Here is a 20,442-nt window from a genome sequence, read left to right as displayed (position 1 = left end):
GCGGTCCCGAGCTACAAGGTCGGTTTTTAGAGGCCCGCCTCGGCCATCCAGAGTTCCGCATCGGCACCGCCTGGAATACGCAGCGGCGCGGATGGATCGGTCGCAGCCCGCCATACAGCTTCGGCCACGTCGGCGGGATGGGTCACCGGGCCGGTATCGTCCTGCACGTTCTTGATGAACTGCTGAAGCATCGGCGCATAGTCGGCATCGTCAAGGCCACGGAAATGGGGGCGGGCGTTTTCGCCGAAGCGGGTGGTTGGCGAGCGGCCGGGCAGAACGATATGCACGCGCACGCCGAATGGCTCCATCTCGACCGCCAAGGATTCCGTCAGCGCGTTCACGGCGGCCTTGCTCGCTCGATAGACGCCGATGACCGGCAGCGTCTTCACCGTCACCGTCGAGGTGACGTTGATGACGACGCCCGCCCGGCGTTGGCGCATCTGCGGCACGACGGCCTGGACCATCGCCAAGGTGCCGATCGTGTTTGTCTTGAACAGGGAGCGCACGGTCTCCGGCGCGGTGAGCTCGATGGGCGAGGGAGCTCCGAAGCCGGCGTTGTTGACGAGCACGTCGATATGACCGGCTGCCGCCACGGCCTCCGCGATACTTGCAGGGTCCGTGACGTCGAGCGCCAGGATGCGCAGGCGTTCGGAGGCCGGCAACAGGTCGGGGTCGGGTTTGCGCATCGTTGCGATCACATCCCAGCCACGGTCGAGAAAGAGTTTCGCGGTCTCCAGGCCAAAGCCGGACGAGCAACCGGTGATCAATATCGTGGGCATCTGCGTCTCCAATTGAAAGGGAATGATTGCAGGGTAGTGACCGCGTGCGAGACTTGATATAGGCTGAAGTCTCCATTTCTTTAGCGATAGTCCTGATTGTGGCCGTTGATCCTCTTGCCGAAATCGTCACGCTGCTGCAGCCCGCCGCGCGTTTCTCGAAGCTGGTCGAATGCGCCGGCCTCTGGCGGATTGAACGCGAGGCCACGGGCGAGCCCTTCTACTGCGCTGTTATCGAGGGGCACTGTCGCGTGACATTCGGGGAGGAGCCGCCGTTCATGCTTGAGGCCGGCGACTTCGTTCTGGTGCCGGCCATGCGTGATCTCGTCAATGAGAGCATCGACGCGCCGCGCGATCTGCCCGCCGTCGTTCCGAAGCAGATGAGCGACGGTCGCTTCCGCGCGGGTCGTCTCGATGGGCCGGCGGATCTGCGCATGCGCATCGGTCATTGCAGCTTCGGTTCGCCGGATGCGGCGCTTTTGGTTTCGCTGCTGCCCGATGTCGTTGTCGTTCGCGGCGAACCGCGTCTGGCGACGCTGATGCAATTGGTCGGCGAGGAGACACGCGAGCGGCGGCCGGGGCGTGAGCTGGTGCTTGAACGGCTGTTGGAGGTGTTGCTGATCGAGGCGCTCCGATCCGGCACGCAGCCGACGGGCGCGCCTGGGCTGAGCCGTGGTCTTGCGGATGAACGGCTGGCGGCGGCACTTCACGCGCTGCATGAACGGCCGGCCCATCCCTGGACCGTGGCGGATCTCGCAACCGAAGCGTCACTCTCCCGATCGGCCTTCTTCGCGCGTTTCAGCCGTGTCGTCGGTCTGCCGCCGATGGAGTATCTGCTGGCCTGGCGCATGGCGCTCGCCAAGCAGCTGTTGCGCGGCCGCGAACTCGCGATGGATGAGGTGGCGGAGCGCGTCGGTTACGGTTCGGCCAGCGCGTTCAGCGTCGCCTTTTCGCGATATGCGGGCGTGCCGCCGGCTCGGTATGCCCGCAGTCAGCCTCTGCTTGAGAGGTGATCGACCAGCACGCGCAGCTTCTGCGGCTGGCGATGGCGGCGGGGGTAGTAGATGTAGAAGCCGTCGAAGGGTGGGCAGTAGCTTTCGAGAAGCGGCACGAGCTCGCCGCGCGCGATATAGGGCGCGAAGGTCTCGACCATGCCGAAGGTGATGCCGGCGCCTGAAGAGGCCATGCGCAGCATCATGCCCATGTCGTTGGTCGTCATGTCGGGATCGACGGCGACATCGAAATCACGGCCATTCTCGGTGAATTCCCAGCGGTAGGGGGCGGTGTCGGGTCTAGGGCGCCAGCCGATGCAGACGTGATCGACGAGATCGCGGGGGTGTTGCGGCGCGCCGCGTCGGGCGATGTAATCGGGCGATGCGACGGCGCACTGGCGCTGGGCTGAGGAGACGGAGACGGCCACCATGTCCTGCTCGATCACCTCGCCCAGCCGGATCCCCGCATCGAAGCCGGCCTCGACGATATCGAACTCGCCGTCGGTGATGGTGATATCCAGGCGCAGTTCCGGATATTTCGTCATGAAGCTTGCCAGCAACGGGCCGGAAATGACGCGTTCGGCGATCGACGACACGGCGATGCGCAGCAGGCCCGATGGCCGCGCGCGGACCTCGCGTACGGCTTCGATCGCCTCTGTCACCCGGTCGGCGGGCTCCTTCACCAGGGATTGGAACAGTTCGCCGGCTTCGGTCAGCCGCACGCTGCGCGTGGTGCGCTGGACGAGCGTGACGCCCAGCCGGTCTTCCAGCCGCTGCAGCGCCTGGCTGACGGCGGAGCGGGTCACGCCCAGCCGCTCGGCGGCGACGCGGAAGTTGCGCGCTTCCGCGACGGCAAGGAAAACGGAGATGCCTTCGAACTGGTCGCTCATTGGTTAGAATAACTAACCAAGCTATCTCGGATTGACAACTCGTTTGATGCCAATGTCGCCCCTATCTCTCATCCCATGGCAAGACGGAAGAGCCGTCGCCTGCAATCGCATCGGTCCTGCGAGGCCGGAAGAGGAGAGAGATGATGAGCGATCACCCCTATGTCGGGATGTGGATCACCGATGACGGCCGGGTTCGGCACGCGCTTCTGGAGAACGGCCGATACGACGAGGCGCGCGGCAACCGCGAGAGCGCCTATCAGGGGCGCTACGAGGTCCGTGGCGCTCATATCGATTACTGGGACGACACCGGCTTTACCGCCGACGGCGATTTCGTCGACCGCGACACGCTGCACCATGGCGGCATGATCCTGCGCCGGCGCTAAGGCTCAACGAAAGAGTGGGCGAAAAGCCCGGAAGGAGACGACATGACTGAGACTTCCCCCATCTGGTTCATCACCGGTGCTTCCTCGGGGCTCGGCCTCGCTTTGGCCGAAGCCGTATTGGCGCGCGGCTGGCGGGCGGCTGTCACGGCGCGCAAGCCCGGCGCGCTCGACGATCTGGTCGCGCGCTACGGCGATCACGTGTTGCCGCTTGCGCTCGATGTGCGCTCCAAAGCGTCGATCGACGAGGCGGTTGGTGCGGCGGAGAAGCATTTTGGCGGCATTGACGTGCTGGTCAACAATGCCGGTTACGGCTATCTCGCGGCGATCGAGGAGGGCGATGATCAGGAAATCCGTGATCAGTTCGAGACCAATGTCTTCGGCCTGATCGCGGTGACCAAGCGGGTGCTTCCCGGCATGCGCGCGCGGCGTCGCGGGCATGTGTTCAACACGTCGTCGCTCGGCGGCCTCGTGGCGTTCGCGGCGACCGGCTATTATCACGCCACCAAGTTCGCGGTTGAGGGCTTGTCGGAATCGCTCTCTCACGAAGTGGCGCCGCTGGGCATCAAGGTCACCATTCTGGAGCCGGGTGCGTTTCGCACCAATTGGGCCGGCAGCTCGATGATCGAATCGGCGACCGTGATCGACGACTACGCGGAGACGGCTGGCAAGCGAAGGGCCGCGACCCGTGCGGTCTCCGGCAACCAGCCGGGTGATCCGGCGCGTGCTGCCGCGGCCGTCATTGCCGTCTACGAGGCGGAGGAGTCGCCGCTCCGCTTGCTGCTGGGCGCGCCGGCGCTGAAGATCGCTCGCGAGCGGCTGGATGCGTTGCGGTCGAATTTCGATGCATGGGCGGATGTGACGCTGAGTGCGGATTTTCCGAGCTGAGCCAGTTGAGCTAAAGAAAGAGAGGCGGGCGTGCGAGCGCCCGCTTTTACTTGACCGAGACCTCGGCGGTCGATTTGGCGGCGGGGCGGCTGTAGTCGTCGACGCGACCGGCCGGGGGCTTGGCCATTTCGCCATCCTGCACCAGCTTGTCGCGCGGCGACTTCGTGGCGCTGACGGGAATGGCGGCGCCGCCGAGAAGGGCGCTGCCGCCGTCGAGGTTGGGGTCGGAGAGCGCGATCGGGTCGGTGTGATCGGCCGGGTTCGACGAGAGGCCGATCGCCGGCGCGCTGCTGTTGTCGAGGCGCACGAGATCGGGGCTTGCCTGGGTGCCGAGGATACGGCGGGCTGGCTTTTCGACATAGAAGGCGACCTTGCGGCGGCCGGCATCGGTCATGTTGATGCCGTCGGAGGTGCGCAGGCGTACCTGCTGCCCATTGATGTCGGAGCCGGTGACGATGAAATCGCCGCTCTCGCTGACGAAGCCGTCCCAGATATCGACGAACTCGCCGCCGATCGATTCCACCTGCTTGCGGTAGACCTGGTTCATCTGCGCCGCATCCGCCATCATCGAAGGCGAGTCGAAAGCGGGCAGGCCGACCCAGAGCAACGGAATCTTTCTAGCCGTCACCGCCTTGCCGAAGGCGAGAACGCGACGCTGATACTCGGTGTACCAGCCATCGGTGCGGAATTTCTCCTTGCCGACATCGGTCACCATCTGCTGGCGGTCGTTAGCGCCGAGCATGACGACGACCATGGCGGGCTTGGCCTCGTCCATGAATTTCGTGAGCTGCGTGGGCCAGTCGTAATAATCGTCGCGCACGAGGCCGGAGGCGACGTTGCTATGGGTCTCTATGAGGATGCCCGGCGAATCCTGGAAGGCCGCGTCCATGCCGACACCGAGGCCGCCGGCCAGGAAGTCGCCGACGACAAGGATCTTCTGGGCATTGTCGAGCTTCTCGACGACCTTCTCTTCCGGTGCGATCACGGGTGCGGCGCGCGGGGTGGAGACGGCGGCCTTAGGCGGCGCCTTCTTCTTTCGCTGGGGGGCGGCGCGCGGCTGCGTGTATTGGCCGGGCGCCTGCGGGGCCTCGTCGATGTAACGGCGGCCCAAGAAGAAATCCATGAGCGAGCGGCGCTGATAATAGCGCTGTTCCTGGGCTTCGGCCGAAACGGGAGGGAGGACAGAGGTGGACAAGACCAGCACCGCCGCGCCCAACGCGCCCCAGCGGAGCATGCCGCGAACGCCACTCTTGGCTGTTGTCTGATCTACTCGTTTACGCATATCGGCCGCCCTGCATCGACGCTTATTTTCTCATGGAGCGGGACGGGCGTCCACACCCCAAAGCGCGGTGCGCGTGTTTTTGATCGCGACGTGACGGCTACTTGCGAAGCGCGTTCAGGAGCGGCAGCGAGGGTTCGCCATCCGCCTGCATGCCGATGCGGCCCTGGACGGCGGCGATCGCGGCCTTGGAACCACTGCCGAAATTGCCGTCGACCTCGCCGTCATAATAGCCGAGCGCCTTCAGGCGGGTCTGCAGCTCGAACTTCTCCTTGACGTCGAGAGTGCCATCTGGGCGTGGCCAGCGCTGCTTCATGCCGCCATAGCCGGCGATCTCGTCGGCGAGCAGGCCGACGGCAATGGCGTAGCTGTCAGAGGCGTTGTACTTCTTGATGGTGTAGAAGTTGCTGGTCATCAGGAAGCCCGGGCCGTCATTGCCGGCAGGCATCTTCAAGACCGCCTTGCCGGAACCGTCCTTGAAGCCCATGCCGCTCGGGCGCTTCAGGCCAAGGGCTGCCCACTGCGACAGCGTCATGGTCTTGCCGACGTGCTTCAGCGCGCTCGATGGTACCTTGACTTCGTAGCCCCAGGTCTTGCCGAAATCCCAGCCGTTCTTCTTCAGGAGATTGGCGGAGGTGGCGAGCGCGTCGGGAACCGAGTTCCAGATGTCGCGGTGGCCGTTGCCGTCGGCGTCGACGGCGTAGAGCAGGTAGCTGGTGGGGATGAACTGGGTATGGCCCATGGCGCCGGCCCAGGAGCCGGTCATGCCATCAGGCGAGATGTCGCCGTTCTGCAGGATCTTCAATGCGGCGATCAGCTGCTTCTGCGCGAACTTGGTGCGCTTGGCGTCGGCATAGGCGAGTGTTGCCAGCGCACGCGGCACGTAATGCAGCCTGTCGTCCTTCTCGAGCACGGCGCCGTAGTTCGATTCCATCGACCAGATCGCCAGGAGAATCGTCTTGTCGACACCGAAGTTTCGCTCGATCCAATTCAACGTAGAGGCGTGTTTGGCCATCATCTTGCGGCCGATCTGGACGGTATAAGGATTTACGCGAGAATCCACGTAATCCCAGATTTTCGTCGTAAATTCAGGCTGATAAGTAGCCTTTTCCAGCACCGTAGGGTCAGGGTCGCTGACGCCTGAGAAAGCTTTACGATAAGTTGCCTTGCTGATGCCATTTTGAGCGGCAGTTTGATAGAAGTCCGCGATCCACTTCTGGAACCGCTGGTCGGCCATGGCGTTAATAGGCGCCAGACTGGCGGATGCGGTCATGATGAATGCGAATGCAAGACCACGAAGGGAGATTTTGTGATTTTGAGTCATCGGCGGTCATCCGTCCTTTCGTTTCAGGCACAGCAGAGCGCAAAAATTCCGCTCAGGCCTGAGACTACCCGAACGGAGTCAACAAATTCTTTACCATGACGCACGAACACAGTCACTATTTGCAAAACCGTAGCAAATCTCATCTAATCCGATCAAAATCGCGTTATATTTCAAGCGTTAGAATCATCCCAGGAGGCCTGTGTGGCAGAGCATAAAAAAGTTCGCAAAGCTGTATTCCCGGTCGCCGGTCTCGGCACGCGCTTCCTTCCGGCCACGAAGGCCGTTCCGAAGGAAATGCTGACTGTCGTCGACAAGCCGATCATTCAGTATGTGGTGGATGAAGCGCTGGAAGCCGGGATCGAGCATTTCGTTTTCGTGACGGGCCGTAACAAGCACATCATCGAAGACTATTTCGACATCCATTTCGAGCTTGAGCAGACGCTGCGCGAGCGCAGCAAGAACGCCGAAATCACCCTGCTCGCAGGCCAGCTTCCCAAGGCTGGTACCGTGAGCTTCACGCGCCAGCAGGAGCCGCTCGGCCTCGGTCACGCCGTATGGTGCGCCCGCGAGATCATCGGCGACGAGCCCTTCGCGCTGCTGCTTCCCGACATGATCATGAAGAGCGAAGCCAAGGGCTGCATGAAGGGCATGATCGACCTTTATGCCCAGAGTGGCGGCAACATCATCGCCGTGGAAGAGTGCGCGCCCGATCAAGCCCACAAATACGGCATCGTCGGCGTCGGCGACGCGATCGGTGACGGCTTCCGCATCACCGGCATGGTCGAAAAGCCCGCCAAGGGCACCGCGCCGTCGAACTTCTTCATCAACGGCCGCTACATCCTGCAGCCGGAAGTGTTCAAGATCCTGGAAACCCAGGAACGCGGCGCCGGCAACGAGATCCAGCTCACCGACGGCATGCTGAAGCTCCTGAAGGACCAGGCTTTCGCCGGTTACCACTTCAAGGGCACGACCTATGACTGCGGCGCCAAGGATGGCTTCATCCTCGCCAACGTTGCCTTCGCGCTTGAACGTGCGGATATCCGCCCGACCGTGATCGAAGGCTTCAAGGACCTGCTCAAGGGTCTCTGATATCAGGCGATTGAAGGGGAGGCCGCGTCGCGGTCTTCCCGATCGCTATCAGCGTTTCAGCTTCAGACCGACGCCGGCCCGCCATTGCTGCGAGTCGGCGCCGACTTTTCTGGAGGTGAGTTCATAGCCGATGGTGCTCGTCAGATCGAGATATCGGTTGATGTTCCAGGTCAGGCCGGCGCTGGTCGTATAGACCGTCTCGTCGCTGATCGTGCTATCCGATGGATAGTCGCGCAAGGTTATCCCACCCAGGAAGGTTCCGACCAGATTGTCGCGCAGCTGATGCGTGACCGTCGTCGTCATGGCGCGCGAGATATAGCCCGCGACACCTGGCGTGGTGGATGGCTGCAGGCTGGTCTGCAGGCCGAAATCGATATCCGTGCCACGCAGAGGCGACCAGCGGACGCTGGCATCGAGCACGGTTGCGTCGATATCCGACAGCCTGACGTCGTCGAAGCTGGCGATCTCGTAACCCACGCCCACTTCGCCGCGCAGCTTTTCGCCAAGATCCACCTCGACGCCGACCTTGGCGCCGTAGCTGTCGCCGGAGCGCTGGTAACCGGCTACGTCGGTCGTCTGGTCATACACCGTCTTGCCGACATTGCCTTCGATGAAGGGGATCAGGGCAGGCGACAGCTCGTAGCCGATGCGGCCGCGCAGGGTGCCCGATGTCTGGTCGCGGTCGCTGAGCGATACGACGGTGCCATCGGATAGCGTGGCGTCGGAATAGATCGTGCGGGTGAAATCGATGCCGGTGCTGCCTCGCAGAATACCGAAGTCGCGCTCGATCGAGGCGCCTAGGGTGAACTCCTGCACGTCCGACTGCTGGTCGGCGTTCTGGATGGCGTTCGGGTCGTCGGTGTCTTCGCGGTAGAAGTGGTAGCCGCCGGTGATGTGGGCCGTGGTTTCCTCGGGGAGATCGAGCCTCAGATCGCCGTTGATCCGGAAGTCCGGCTGCTCCTCGCCTTCGCCGCTGACATTCTTCTGCCAGGCGCCCTCGCTCGTGATCAGCAGCTGATGCAGCGCCCAGTCCGACGTCAGCGTCGTCTTCATGTCGGTTTCGAGGAAGGCGCGCGTCTGCTTGACGTCGCCGTCCTTCTGCGTCTCGGTGTTGATGCTCTGCGTTACGGTCGGACGCAGCACGAAGGTGCCGACGCGGATGCCAGGGGTTTCCTCGGTCGAGAGATTGACGTCGGGCTTGCGCGGCCTGCGCTCGTCGAGCGGGGCCTCACGGGTGTTCAGCCGCATCATGTCTTCGTCGAGAATGGAGCCGGTGGTCTCATCGCTCGGCTGGTCGCCTGATGTGGTTTGCCGTGCGGTCGCGGTGGTGTTGGCGTTGGCGCCGTTGGCAGTGCCGTCGTTCGCATTGGCCGGGTCGTCGGCGGATGCCGCGGCGCCGGGTATGGCCGCGCCGTCATCCGGTTGATCGCCCGTGGCATCGGGGGTGGCGATGTAGGCGGACTGGGCAAGGGGAGAGGAGGATGCGGCAGTGCGCGCCGATTGGGCGAGCGCCGAAGTGGGGACTGCGAGCTCAAGACCAGCCAGCGCCACGGATACGGCAACGCCCGCCGCGCGGAGCGGCGTCAGACTGCTCGTATGTCTCCAATGGCCCATATGGTTGCGCTCGGCATGCTTCGAAGTGGTTACCCGAACGTAAAGCCTCGTGGTTAACCATTCGTTGCCATTTGGCCGCAAGCGGTGTGCAATCCGCCGCTATGGTGGACACCGCGCTGGAAAGCGGCTAACGGATGGCGATGATCAAGCGAGCGGTAAATCTCATCGACAACGGCGTGATCGACTCGGCCAGGCGCACACTCGCCACCGAACGACAGTCGTTGGTGTCCCTCGAACAGGCCTTTGACGGCGATCTCGCCGGGCCTTTCATGCAGGCTGTCGAAACGATCGGCGGCATTTCGGGGCGGGTGATCGTTACCGGCGTCGGCAAGAGCGGCCATATCGGCGTCAAGATCGCCGCGACGCTCGCATCGACCGGAACGCCCGCCTTCTTCATGCACGCCGCCGAGGCCAATCACGGCGATCTCGGCATGGTGGGGCTGGGGGATGCGGTGCTGGCGCTGTCGAAGGGCGGCGAGAGTGCGGAACTGCGCAACGTGATCGCCTATACGCGCCGCTTCTCCATTCCGCTGATCTCCATGACCTGTTCGCCGGATTCGTCGCTGGCCAAGGCGTCCGATGTCGTGCTTCTGATGCCGAATGTCGAGGAAGCCTGCCCGCACGGCTTGGCGCCGACCACGTCGACGATGATGCAGCTGGCCATGGGTGATGCGCTGGCGATCGCGCTGCTTGAGGCGCGCGGCTTCACGGCGCGCGATTTCCATGTGTTCCATCCGGGCGGCAAGCTGGGTGCGGCCTTGAGCCATGTCGCCGATGTCATGCACACCGGCGAGCGCGTACCGCTGGTTGCCAAGGGCACACCGCTGCCGGAGGCGATCTCGACGCTATCGCGCAAGCATTTCGGCTGTGTCGGTATTTTGGACGAGGACGGCCGGCTTTGCGGCATCGTCACCGAGGGCGATATGGCGCGCAATCTGTCGCGCAACCTGTCGGAGCTCGTGGTCGACGATATCATGACGCGGGCGCCGAAGACGGTGAAGCCGAATGTGCTGGCAACCGCCGCGCTAGCGCTCTTGAACAAGCACAGCATTGGCGCGCTGATTGTCGTCGACGACGACAACAGGCCGGTCGGGCTCATTCATTTCCACGATCTTCTCAGGATCGGCGTGGCCTGATCAAGCCAGCTTGATCGGGATCAAGGCCAGCTTGATCGGGATCAGGCTTCCTCGACCGTCAGGTCGCGGCCGTTGCTTGATATGACCTTGACGCGCGCGCCGACGGGCAGATCCGGGCCGCTCACCTTCCATTGCGTGTCATCCAGTTTGATGCGGCCACGGCCCTCGGTGATCGGCTCGGCGAGCGTCGCGGTGCGACCGACGAGGCTGGCGCTGCGCTGGTTGAGAAAGGGCTCGTCCGTCTCGCCGTGATCGCGCGTCAGCTTGCGGCCGATGAAGGTGGCGCCGACGGCGAAGGCGGCGAACAGGATCGCCTGCAGCTGCCACACCCAGAAGGCGCTATCCCAGAAGAGCAGCGACAGCGCGCCGACGGCGATTGCCGCGAGACCGATCCAGACGAGGAAGAAGCCGGGCACCAGCATCTCGGCGGCGAGCAGCACGAGGCCGACGACCCACCAGCTCCATGGCCCCAATTCCGATGTGATGGCGGCCAGCATCTATCAGCGCTCCGGGTTCTGGTTGAACGGGTTGACCTGCGGCGTGGTGCGCGGGGCCTGGACCTGGCGCGGCGCGGGGGCCGCCGGCGGAGTGTCGCTGCCGCCGAAGACTTCCTTGGCGATGGCACCGATGCCGCTCAGCGAGCCAATGATCGACGAGGCCTCGATCGGCATCAGCACGACCTTGGAATTGGTGGCCGAGCCGATCGCGGTCAGCGCCTCGGTGTATTTCTGCGCCACGAAGTAGTTGATCGCCTGCACGTCGCCGGCGGCGATGGCTTCCGACACCATCTTGGTGGCCTTGGCTTCGGCCTCGGCCAGGCGTTCGCGCGCCTCGGCGTTGCGGAAGGCGGATTCACGCTGGCCCTCGGCCTGCAGGATCGCCGACTGCTTGGCACCTTCGGCGCGCAGGATCTGCGCGTTTCTCGAGCCTTCGGCTTCCAGCACCTGGGCGCGCTTCTCGCGCTCGGCCTTCATCTGGCGGGCCATGGCATCGACGAGATCGCGCGGCGGCTGGATATCCTTGATCTCGACGCGGGTGACCTTGATGCCCCAGGGCTGAACGGCATCGTCCACGACACGCAGCAGGCGGTCGTTGATCGCGTCGCGGTTGGAGAGTAGCTCGTCGAGGTCCATCGAGCCCATGACCGAGCGGATGTTGGTCATGGTCAGGTTGAGGATGGCGTTTTCGAGATTGGAAACCTGGTAGGCCGCCTGGGCGGCGTTGAGGATCTGGTAGAAGGCGACGGCATCGGCCGAGACCGAGGCGTTGTCGCGGGTGATGACTTCTTGCGTGGGAACGTCGAGCACCTGCTCCATGACGTTCATGCGGGCGCCGACGCGCTCAATGAAGGGGGTGATGATGTTGAGGCCGGGACCCAGCGTGCGGGTGTAGCGGCCGAAGCGCTCGACCGTGTACTGATAACCCTGCGGGACCGTTTTGATGCCGGCGAAGAGCACCAGGATGACGAAGACCACCAGCGCGATGACCACGATGTCGAAGCCGCCCAAAACCATGAAATACCTCCCAAAACCCGAATCGAATAGCCGCACCTTAGCCGAGACGATTTCAAAAGCCACGCTCTCAGGTAGTCGTGCCGCGTTACCCATCAAATATGGGGGTTCGATTGGTTCTTCACAATGCGGTCCCTTTGGCCTAGAACGCCCGCATCCGGTCGCAGCCCACCCGGTCAAAACAAGGGATCAAACATCATGAAGACTATCGTCATCTGCTCCGGCGGATTGGACTCCGTTTCGCTTGCGCACTGGATCGCTGGGGAACAGCAGCTTATCGGCCTGCTCTCCTTCGATTACGGCCAGCGTCACCGCAAGGAACTCGACTATGCCGCCGCCTGCGCCAAAAGGCTCGGCGTGCCGCATCAGATCATCGACATCAGGCCGATCGGCAGCCACCTCACCGGCTCGGCGCTGACCGACAATATCGACGTGCCCGATGGACACTATGCTGAGGAGACCATGAAGGCGACGGTGGTTCCGAACCGCAACGCCATCATGCTCGCCATCGCCTTCGGGCTTGCCGCCGCGCAGAAGGCGGATGCCGTGGCTGTTGCCGTGCATGGCGGCGACCACTTCATCTATCCCGATTGCCGCCCCGGCTTCATCGACGCGTTTCAAACCATGCAGGATGCAGCCCTGGACGGCTATGCCAGCGTCAACCTGCAGGCGCCCTACGTCAACGCCACCAAGGCCGATATCGTCACCGATGGCGAAAAGCACGGCACGCCGTTTGCGGAGACGTGGTCGTGCTACAAGGGCGGGGCGCGCCATTGCGGGCGCTGCGGCACCTGCGTCGAGCGGCGCGAGGCGTTTCATCTGGCCGGCGTCGCGGACCCGACGGACTACGAGGACGCGGATTTCTGGAAGTCGGCGACATCGGGCTTCGCGGCCACGGAGGTGTAATCCCGTGTTCCGCATTACCAAGGAATTCCACTTCTCCGCCTCGCATCAGCTCTCGCATCTGCCCGCCGATCACCAGTGCGCGCGGCTGCACGGGCACAACTATATCGTCGTCGTCGAGCTTGCGGCTGCAGAACTCAATGACGACGGCTTCGTGCGTGACTATCACGAGCTTGCTCCGCTGAAGCGCTATATCGACGAGCGTTTCGACCACAGGCATCTGAACGAGGTGCTCGGTCATGATCGAGTGACGTCTGAATATCTCGCCAAGCACTTCTATGACTGGTGCAAGGCGATCCTGCCGGAGACGTCGGCCGTTCGGGTCAGCGAGACACCGAAGACCTGGGCGGAGTACCGGCCATGAGCGCCGATCACAAGATCCGCGTCAGCGAGATCTTCGGGCCAACCATTCAGGGCGAGGGCGTGCTGATCGGCCTGCCGACGGTTTTCGTGCGCACTGGCGGCTGCGATTACCGCTGTTCGTGGTGCGACACGCTGCATGCCGTCGACAGCGAATATCGCGATCAATGGACGCCGATGTCGGTGGAGGAGATCTGGGCCGAGGTCGTTTCGCTCTCGGGCGGGCGGCCACTGACTGTCTCGCTCTCCGGCGGCAATCCGGCGATCCAGCCGCTGGGGCCGCTGATTGCGCGCGGACATGGCGAGGGCTATCGGTTCGCGCTGGAGACGCAAGGCAGTGTCGCCAGGGATTGGTTTGCCGATCTCGACACGCTGGTGCTGAGCCCGAAGCCGCCGTCGAGCGGCATGGAGACGGACTGGGGGCAGTTCGAGGACTGTCTACGGAAGGCCGCCGGCGGGCCTGATATCGCGCTGAAGATCGTGGTGTTCGATGAGCGGGATTATGGCTATGCGCGGGAGGCTTCCGCGCGGTATCCGGATCTGCCGGTTTATCTGCAGCCCGGGAACCACACGCCGCCGCCTGCCGATGACGATGATGCCAGGATCGATATCGATGGGATCATGGATCGGATGTTGTGGCTGGTGGGGAAGGTGACCGAGGATCGGTGGTTCGAAGCCCGGGTGCTGCCGCAGCTGCATGTGTTGTTGTGGGGGAATCGGCGGGGGGTGTGAGTGGGTTGTGAGGAGTGCACTTAGGCTCGGTTTTGCCGTGTGTTACCCCCCTCTGTCCTGCCGGACATCTCCCCCACAAGGGGGGAGATTGGCTGGGGGCAGCCGCTCGCTCCACCTTAATTGTTTGGCGTAAACCTCACCACGAGTCGATCTCCCCCCTTGTGGGGGAGATGCCCGGCAGGGCAGAGGGGGGTATGGCTGGTCGCAGCGGCTGACGAGGCCTAGCCGCTACCCTCAAACCCACCCCAACAATTCCCGCCGCACCACCTTCTCCAGCACCGCCATCCCATCGTCGCTGTCGTTCAGACACGGAATATGCGCGAACTTCTCGCCGCCATTCTCGTGGAACGAATGCGCCGCCTGTTCGGCGATCTCTTCCAGCGTCTCCAGACAGTCGGAGACGAAGCCGGGGTTCAGGACGGCGATCTTTTTCACGCCGTCCTTTGCGAGCTGCTCCACCGTCTTGTCGGTATAGGGCTGCAGCCATTCTTCCGGGCCGAAGCGGGACTGGAAGGTGACCATGAACTGGTCCTTCGAGAGACCGAGCTTTTCGCGCAGCAGGCGGCCGGTCTTCTGGCACTGGCAGTAATAGGGGTCGCCCTTCTTGAAGTAGGACATGGGGATGCCGTGGAAGGAGGCGATGATCTTTTCCGGTTGCCAATCGAGCGTCGACAGATGCTTGGTGATCGAGTTGGCCAGCGCCTCGATATAGGTGTCGTCGTCGTGATAATCGGGCACGGTGCGTAGCGCCGGCTGCCAGCGCATCTTCAACAGGTGCTGGAAAGCCTTGTCGTTGACGGTCGCGGTGGTGGCGGCTGCATATTGCGGATAGAGCGGGAAGAGCACGATCTTGTCGCAGCCGTCGTCCTTCAGCGCCTGGATGCGCGAGGCGATCGAGGGGGTGCCGTAGCGCATGGCCCAGTCGACCTTGACGTTCTCCAAATCTTTCAACCGCTCGGCCATCAGGTCCGACTGGCTGCGGGTGTAGGTGCGCAGATAGCTCTCGTCCTTCTCCTTGTTCCAGATCAGCTCGTAAGCCTTGCCGACCTTGCCGGGGCGGGTGTTGAGGACGATGCCGAAGAGGATCGGATACCACTTCCAGGGCGACCATTCGATGACGCGCTTGTCGGTCAGGAATTCCTTGAGATAGCGGCGCATCGAGGTGTAGTCGGTGCCGTCAGGGGTGCCGAGATTGACGAGCAGGACGCCCACCTTGCCATAGTTCACCTTCGGGTGTGCCGACGGATGGTGCGTGGTATCAACGGTCGTCATTCAAACCTCAGTTCTGCTGCTCAGCCGCTCATACGCGGACGAGATCGAATGGTTCACCCTATAGGAACAAAAGCCGGCCCGGGAAACCCCGGACCGGCTCAGATCATTGGGACAAATCGTCATACTTTATTGCGTCCAGCCGCAAGGCTTACTTGGACGGGATCTGCAGCTCCTTGCCAACCGTCAGATGGCGCGGGGTCGGCTTGCCGTTGGCCTCAGAGATCTTCTTCCAGAGCGTGCCGTCGCCATAGAACTGCTTGGCGAGATCCCACAGCGTGTCGCCAGATGCGATGACGTGGGTGGTCGGCGTGTTCGGTGCGAGCGCCGCAGGGGCTTCCGTGGACGGTGCCGTTGCGGCCGGGGTGGCGGGAGCGGGCGTTGCTTCAGGCGTGGCCGGTGCCGGCGTTGCTGCCGGTGCCGTCGGTGCAGGCGCTGCGGCCGAAGAGGCGACCTCGGTCACGCGGCCATCCGTGTAGGGCTTGTAGGGCGAATGGGCGGCGAGGAAATCGGCGGTAACGTCGGCGAGATCAGGGCCGAAGTCATAGGCGTTCTTGCCTGCTGTGGCGAAGATCGAATAGCCGTCGCCGCCTGCGCGCATGTAGTTGTTGGTGACCACGCCGTAGGTCTTGGCATCATCCAGCGCCACGAATGCGTCGCCGTCCTTGACCTCGACGGAGACGACGCGGCTGCCCGGGGGCTTGGACTTGTCGAAGCTGTACTTCATGCCCGCCACCTGCGGGAAGCGGCCGGCGCCTTCCTCGATCTTGCCGAGGCCGTTTTCCAGCGCCGTGCGGATATCGGCGCCTGTCAGCTGGAAGGTGGCGAGCGTGTTCTGGAAGGGCAGCACGGTGACGACTTCGCCCTGGGTGACATCGCCGCCGTCGATCGACGAGCGCAGGCCGCCGCCGTTCTGGATGGCGATCTGCATGCCCTGGCTTTTGCCGCGATCGAGCATCGCGTCGGCGACGAGGTTGCCCATCGAGCATTCCTCGACGCGGCAGACCTTGCGGTCGCCTTCGATCGGGCCCTCGGAGGAGCCGATGACCTTCTTGCGCAGGTCTTCGATCGGCTTGGCGAGCTCGGTGATGCGGGCGGCGATCTGGGGGTCGGGCGTGAACGAGCTGTCGATCAGGATCGGGTCGCCCTTGGCTTCCTTGACGACGCCGTTGTCGTCGAAGGTGATCACGACATCGCCGAGATACTTGCTGTAGGAGGCGGCGGTGACGACGGGAACCTTATAGCCACCGGGATTGTCGACCATGGTCGGATAAGGGCCTTCAGCCTTCGGATCGGTGTTCGACAGAAGCGTGTGCGAGTGGCCGCCGACGACGACATCGACATCCGGGATCTTGGCGATGTCGGAGAGGTCCCTGGTATAGCCGACATGCGTCAGCGCGATGATCTTGTTGACGCCCCCGGCCTTCAGCTTGGCGGCTTCCTTGGTGATCGCCGCGACATCGTCGGTGAACTTAACGTTCGGGCCGGGGGAGGCGAGCTCCGGGGTTTCGGTGGTGACGACGCCGATGATGCCGATCTTCTGGCCGCCGATCTCGGGCACGACCGAGGGTTCCGGCTTCTTCTTGATCGTCGAGGCGTCGGAGATTTCGACATTGGCGGCGGTGACGGGGAAGGCGACCTTGTCCATGAACGGCGCCAGCGCCTTTTCGCCGTCGTCGAATTCATGGTTGCCGAGCGTCATGGCGTCGAACTTGATGGCGTTGACCATCTCCAGTTCGGCGGTGCCCTTGTATGTCGAATAGAACAGCGAGCCCTGGAAATTGTCGCCGGCGTTCAGCGTCAGCACGTTCTGGCCGGCCAATGCGGCGCGGCGCTGGTCGATGGCGGTCTTCAGGCGGGCGGCGCCGCCGAAGCATTCCTTCTTGCTCTCCTCTTCGGCCGAGCAGGTGGAATCGAACTTGTTGATCGCCTCGATGCGCGAATGGAAATCGTTGATGTGCAAAATATTGAGCTGGTAATCGGCAAAGGCGGCACTGCTCGACAGCGCCAATACGGACGCGGTCAGCAGACCGAATTGAAACGATTTCGTCATCCTGTTCTCCTGGTTTTATCGGCGACGCTCGAACCCGATCCGGTTTACCGGATACCAGTCCCCCAAGCCTCGCCGTCCCTACGCGGTCGATGTTTCCATCAACCCTTAGTGGCCGCAAGAGAAAAACCTGTGACAGCGCGGGTGCATTCCAAGAGCGGTAAACAAAAAAAGCTCCCGCGAGGGGAGCTTTTTCGATCGGCCATATAAGGCGATTTACATGTGGCGGTTGAGGCTGAACTGCGAGCCGCTGTCGGAGGTGCAGTTGAGCTGGCTCTGGGTGACCAGCGCGCAGTTGACCTTGGACTGCGTCTTGCGCACCAGCGAGGTCATGTTGATCTCGACCAGCGTCGGCGACGTGTTGATGTAGGTGCCGGAGGCCAGCATCTGGTTGGTGTCGGTCGTGCGCGTCGTGAACGTGCCGGCCTGGAAGGTGGAGATGATGCCGTTCGGATCCGACCAGGAGCCTTCCACGCCTGTCTGCGCCGGGGCGGCGGCAACGGGCATCGGACGCGGTGACTGCGGAACGCAGGCCGAAAGGGCCGCCGAAGCACTCGCGATCACGAGGAGGGTTTTGAGTCTCATAAGATTCTCCCGGAAGTTCAGACCGAAAAACATAACGCTTGGTTAACGAACACATGGCGCGAGCGTTCCGGGAAGGCAAGGCTTCTTGCGCGCGTCAGGGCATTTATACAGCAGGCGTTACAAAAATGCCCGCCTTGCGGCGGGCATCTGGTGATCGTGATCTCGTTTCTATCAGCGAACGAGGATGTTCTTGAACTGCCAAGGATCCTTGGTGTCGATGTCCTCGGGGAAGAGGCCCGGGCGGCCATCGAGCGGGGTCCAGTCGGTGTAGTGACCTTCGACCGGGCCGAGGTAGGGCAGCTGTACTTCGAGGCAGCGCTTGTAGTCGATCTCGTCGGCTTCGACGATGCCGGCCTTCGGGTTTTCAAGCGCGTAGACCATGCCGGCCAGAACCGCCGAGGTGACCTGCAGGCCGGTGGCGTTCTGGTAAGGCGCGATGCGACGGGTCTCTTCGAGCGACAGGCGCGAGCCGAACCAGTAGGCGTTCTTCTCGTGGCCGTAGAGCAGCACGCCGAGTTCGTCGACGCCGTCTACGAGTTCATGCTCGTCGAGAACGTGGTGAACCGGCTGCGCGGTGCCGCCATTGCCGAACATCTCATGCAGCGACAGAACGGCGTCGTTGGCGGGATGGTAGGCGTAGTGGCAGGTCGGGCGGAAGGTCACTTCGCCGTCCTTGTCGCGCACCGTGAAGTAATCGGCGATCGAGATGGACTCGTTGTGGGTGACGAGGAAGCCATACTGCGGGCCAGGCGTCGGGCACCAGGTGCGAACGCGGGTGTTGGCGCCCGGCTGCTCGAGATAGATGGCGGCCTGGCAGCCCTTCTTGTGCTTCTTGGCGTTCTTCGGCATCCAGTTTTCGTGGGTGCCCCAGCCGAGTTCAGCCGGCTGCAGACCTTCGGAAATGAAGCCTTCGACGGACCAGGTGTTCCAGAAGACGTTGAGCGGCTTCGGGTTCTTGGTGAGCTGCGTGTCGCGCTCTGCGATGTGGACGCCCTTGACGCCGAGCTTCTTCATCAGCTTGGCCCAGCCTTCGCGGTCATGCTGATCCGGCTCGTCGAACTTCAGGCCGGTGTCGTTTGCGAGGTTGACCAGCGCCTGCTTGACGAACCAGGAAACCATGCCCGGGTTTGCGCCGCAGGTGGAAACGGCGGTGGCGCCACCAGGGTTCTTTGCCTTTTCCTTGCGAACGGTTTCGCGCAGCGCATAGTTGGTGCGGTCGGCGTTCTTCATGGACTTGTCGAAGTAGAAGCCGAGCCACGGCTCGACGACGGTGTCGATGTAGAGAACGTCGAGCTTGCGGCAGAGCTTCATCAGGTCGAGCGAACCGGTGTCAACCGAGAGGTTGACGCAGAAACCCTGGCCTTCGCCTTCGGTCAGAAGCGGCTTCAGCAGGTCCTTGTAGTTGTCCTTCGTCACATATTCCTTGATGTGACGGACGCCGTGCTGCTTCAAGATCTCCATGTCGGAGGGCTCTTCACGCGGGTCGATGACGACCATCCGGCTCTTGTCGAACTTGAAGTGGCGCTCGATCAGGGGCAGCGTGCCGCGGCCAATGGAGCCAAAGCCGATCATGACGATCGGGCCGGTAATTTCGGCATATACCGGGTGGTTCTGTTCCGTCATTCTTTTCTCCTGTGGAAGGCGACGAAGGCGAGAGGCCTCTAAGAATTCATTTGAAATCGTTCAAATACCGCTAGGTGACCGGCTCTAATCACAAAATCACGTCACAATAAAGAGCGTTCCGGCCGGGAATGTAAATATCAGGTGAAGCGATCGCTGCTTGCAAACGCGTGCAATTTCGCCGCCAGTTCGCGCTTCTGCAGGCTCAGTCCCTTGTAGGCGGCCTGGTGCTCGTCGAGGCTTTCGAGCTGGGCTGCGAAGCTTGCCGCCAGGCTTTGCGCCTGCGGGTGATGGGCAATAGCGGAGATCGGATCGACGTAGACGCGGATCGTGAAGAGGACATCGCCCGACCGAGGGAGCTTGCGCAGCGTCTGGCGCTCGACGCGGGCGAAGCGATCGGCGAGCGTAAAGGGTTCTGCCTGCGGCGGGCGGCGATGCTTGGAGAGCGGCAGGAAGAGGGCACTCGAGGTGTTGACCGACCAGTTCAGCCGCTCGACCGGTTGAGAAACCTGCAGATTGTCGAAGATGCGGTGGATCAGGGTGGCATTGCGCGTGCCCTCGCCAAAGCCCGGCACATCCGCATGGATCGCATGCATCGGCCGGCCGAATTTTTCGCGCAGCGACCAGGAGGAGGGGAAGGCGACGAAGCCGGCCACGAGATGCCAGCCATCCGGCTTGCGGCGCATGATGACGAGATCGTCCTGGATCATCAGGCCGGCGCTGAGCAGCGGCGGGAGATCGCTGCCAGTGTCTGGCACGTCGGGACAGAGGTTGGGGTGGCGTTCGCGCAGATGCTGACGCAGCAGGTCGAGTGCTTCCTGCTGCGCGTCCGATGTGTCGGCTTCGGCGACGAAGACGTCGTCGCGACTGCTCTCGACCAGCGCACGCTTCTCGCCGACATAGTGGGCCCAATCGGCATCGGGCTCGATCCAGCGATCGGGATCGAGCGGCATCAGGCCGATGGTAAAGGGCTTGGTCGAGCCGTCATAGGGCGTGTAGGTCGGTGGCGTCATTGTCAGCAAAGTGCCGATTTGCTAGCCTGCT

19 protein-coding genes and 1 pseudogene are annotated in these 20,442 nt (G+C 62.9%); 8 read left to right on the top strand and 12 right to left on the bottom strand.

What is annotated here, in order from left to right; genetic code table 11:
• Window positions 1-26: 26 nt before the first annotated feature.
• Window positions 27-779, bottom strand: coding sequence for an SDR family oxidoreductase (locus J5286_RS18635; RefSeq protein ID WP_209191641.1), 753 nt, complete (start codon window positions 777-779; stop codon window positions 27-29).
• A gap of 98 nt (window positions 780-877) precedes the next feature.
• Between J5286_RS18635 and J5286_RS18630 the strand changes: the two genes are divergently transcribed.
• On the top strand, window positions 878-1,789 hold the full coding sequence (locus tag J5286_RS18630; protein ID WP_209191640.1) for an AraC family transcriptional regulator: 912 nt from the start codon (window positions 878-880) through the stop codon (window positions 1,787-1,789).
• Here the strand turns inward: J5286_RS18630 and J5286_RS18625 are convergent.
• Entirely contained in the window at window positions 1,768-2,658 is an 891-nt protein-coding gene (locus tag J5286_RS18625) for a LysR family transcriptional regulator (RefSeq protein WP_209191639.1), read from the bottom strand. The genes J5286_RS18630 and J5286_RS18625 overlap by 22 nt on opposite strands.
• A 143-nt stretch (window positions 2,659-2,801) precedes the next feature.
• On the opposite strand from J5286_RS18625, the pseudogene J5286_RS18620 reads away from it, so the two are divergent.
• Both J5286_RS18620 and J5286_RS18615 read left to right on the top strand, forming a co-directional pair.
• Window positions 2,802-3,041, top strand: a pseudogene (locus J5286_RS18620) (Atu4866 domain-containing protein); the annotation flags it as partial.
• Between the two features lie 42 nt (window positions 3,042-3,083).
• A complete protein-coding gene (locus tag J5286_RS18615) occupies window positions 3,084-3,926 on the top strand; it encodes an oxidoreductase (protein WP_209191638.1) in 843 nt (280 codons plus the stop codon).
• Between the two features lie 46 nt (window positions 3,927-3,972).
• Here the strand turns inward: J5286_RS18615 and J5286_RS18610 are convergent, their stop codons facing one another.
• Both J5286_RS18610 and J5286_RS18605 read right to left on the bottom strand, forming a co-directional pair.
• Entirely contained in the window at window positions 3,973-5,208 is a 1,236-nt protein-coding gene (locus J5286_RS18610) for an SGNH/GDSL hydrolase family protein (RefSeq protein WP_209191637.1), read from the bottom strand.
• Window positions 5,209-5,305: 97 nt separating this feature from the next.
• A complete protein-coding gene (locus J5286_RS18605; protein WP_209191636.1) occupies window positions 5,306-6,529 on the bottom strand; it encodes a lytic murein transglycosylase in 1,224 nt (407 codons plus the stop codon).
• A gap of 201 nt (window positions 6,530-6,730) precedes the next feature.
• On the opposite strand from J5286_RS18605, the gene galU reads away from it, so the two are divergent.
• Window positions 6,731-7,618, top strand: coding sequence for a UTP--glucose-1-phosphate uridylyltransferase GalU (galU, locus tag J5286_RS18600; RefSeq protein ID WP_018899750.1), 888 nt, complete (start codon window positions 6,731-6,733; stop codon window positions 7,616-7,618).
• A 48-nt stretch (window positions 7,619-7,666) separates the two neighbouring features.
• Here galU and J5286_RS18595 read toward each other — a convergent pair whose 3' ends face one another.
• Window positions 7,667-9,232: an outer membrane beta-barrel protein gene (locus tag J5286_RS18595; protein WP_209191635.1), complete on the bottom strand. Its 1,566-nt coding sequence runs from the start codon at window positions 9,230-9,232 to the stop codon at window positions 7,667-7,669.
• Window positions 9,233-9,372: 140 nt separating this feature from the next.
• Here J5286_RS18595 and J5286_RS18590 point away from each other — a divergent pair, with 140 nt between their 5' ends.
• Window positions 9,373-10,368: a KpsF/GutQ family sugar-phosphate isomerase gene (locus J5286_RS18590; protein ID WP_047509868.1), complete on the top strand. Its 996-nt coding sequence runs from the start codon at window positions 9,373-9,375 to the stop codon at window positions 10,366-10,368.
• A gap of 41 nt (window positions 10,369-10,409) precedes the next feature.
• Here J5286_RS18590 and J5286_RS18585 read toward each other — a convergent pair whose 3' ends face one another.
• Window positions 10,410-10,865, bottom strand: coding sequence for an NfeD family protein (locus tag J5286_RS18585; protein ID WP_209191634.1), 456 nt, complete (start codon window positions 10,863-10,865; stop codon window positions 10,410-10,412).
• A gap of 3 nt (window positions 10,866-10,868) precedes the next feature.
• Window positions 10,869-11,882: an SPFH domain-containing protein gene (locus J5286_RS18580; RefSeq protein ID WP_209191633.1), complete on the bottom strand. Its 1,014-nt coding sequence runs from the start codon at window positions 11,880-11,882 to the stop codon at window positions 10,869-10,871.
• Between the two features lie 195 nt (window positions 11,883-12,077).
• On the opposite strand from J5286_RS18580, the gene queC reads away from it, so the two are divergent.
• The 3 genes from queC to queE are packed head-to-tail and all read left to right on the top strand — an operon-like array spanning window position 12,078 to window position 13,874.
• Window positions 12,078-12,785: a 7-cyano-7-deazaguanine synthase QueC gene (gene queC, locus J5286_RS18575; protein ID WP_209191632.1), complete on the top strand. Its 708-nt coding sequence runs from the start codon at window positions 12,078-12,080 to the stop codon at window positions 12,783-12,785.
• A gap of 4 nt (window positions 12,786-12,789) precedes the next feature.
• Window positions 12,790-13,146, top strand: coding sequence for a 6-carboxytetrahydropterin synthase QueD (gene queD, locus J5286_RS18570; protein ID WP_209191631.1), 357 nt, complete (start codon window positions 12,790-12,792; stop codon window positions 13,144-13,146).
• Complete coding sequence (gene queE, locus J5286_RS18565; RefSeq protein ID WP_209191630.1) at window positions 13,143-13,874, top strand: 7-carboxy-7-deazaguanine synthase QueE; 732 nt, start codon at window positions 13,143-13,145, stop codon at window positions 13,872-13,874. The genes queD and queE overlap by 4 nt, the downstream gene beginning before the upstream one ends.
• Window positions 13,875-14,108: 234 nt before the next feature.
• Here queE and hemH read toward each other — a convergent pair whose 3' ends face one another.
• The 5 genes from hemH to J5286_RS18540 all read right to left on the bottom strand — a co-directional run bounded on the left by hemH (window position 14,109) and on the right by J5286_RS18540 (window position 20,411).
• A complete protein-coding gene (gene hemH / locus J5286_RS18560; RefSeq protein WP_209191629.1) occupies window positions 14,109-15,146 on the bottom strand; it encodes a ferrochelatase in 1,038 nt (345 codons plus the stop codon).
• A 148-nt stretch (window positions 15,147-15,294) separates the two neighbouring features.
• Window positions 15,295-17,196 (bottom strand): bifunctional metallophosphatase/5'-nucleotidase, encoded by a 1,902-nt coding sequence (locus J5286_RS18555; RefSeq protein WP_209191628.1) that lies wholly within the window; start codon window positions 17,194-17,196, stop codon window positions 15,295-15,297.
• Between the two features lie 213 nt (window positions 17,197-17,409).
• On the bottom strand, window positions 17,410-17,778 hold the full coding sequence (gene omp10, locus J5286_RS18550) for an outer membrane lipoprotein Omp10 (protein WP_026283239.1): 369 nt from the start codon (window positions 17,776-17,778) through the stop codon (window positions 17,410-17,412).
• A 171-nt stretch (window positions 17,779-17,949) separates the two neighbouring features.
• A complete protein-coding gene (locus J5286_RS18545; RefSeq protein ID WP_112981595.1) occupies window positions 17,950-19,401 on the bottom strand; it encodes a homospermidine synthase in 1,452 nt (483 codons plus the stop codon).
• A gap of 137 nt (window positions 19,402-19,538) precedes the next feature.
• Window positions 19,539-20,411, bottom strand: a complete 873-nt coding sequence (locus J5286_RS18540) for a heme-dependent oxidative N-demethylase family protein (RefSeq protein ID WP_209191627.1) — start codon at window positions 20,409-20,411, stop codon at window positions 19,539-19,541.
• Window positions 20,412-20,442: the final 31 nt, after the last annotated feature.

Origin of the sequence: Rhizobium sp. 16-488-2b (genome assembly GCF_017741815.1) — a bacterium.
Classification (GTDB): domain Bacteria; phylum Pseudomonadota; class Alphaproteobacteria; order Rhizobiales; family Rhizobiaceae; genus Rhizobium.
The sequence above is the reverse complement of the archived record's forward strand: the minus strand, read 5'-3'. Positions and strand labels throughout refer to the sequence as shown.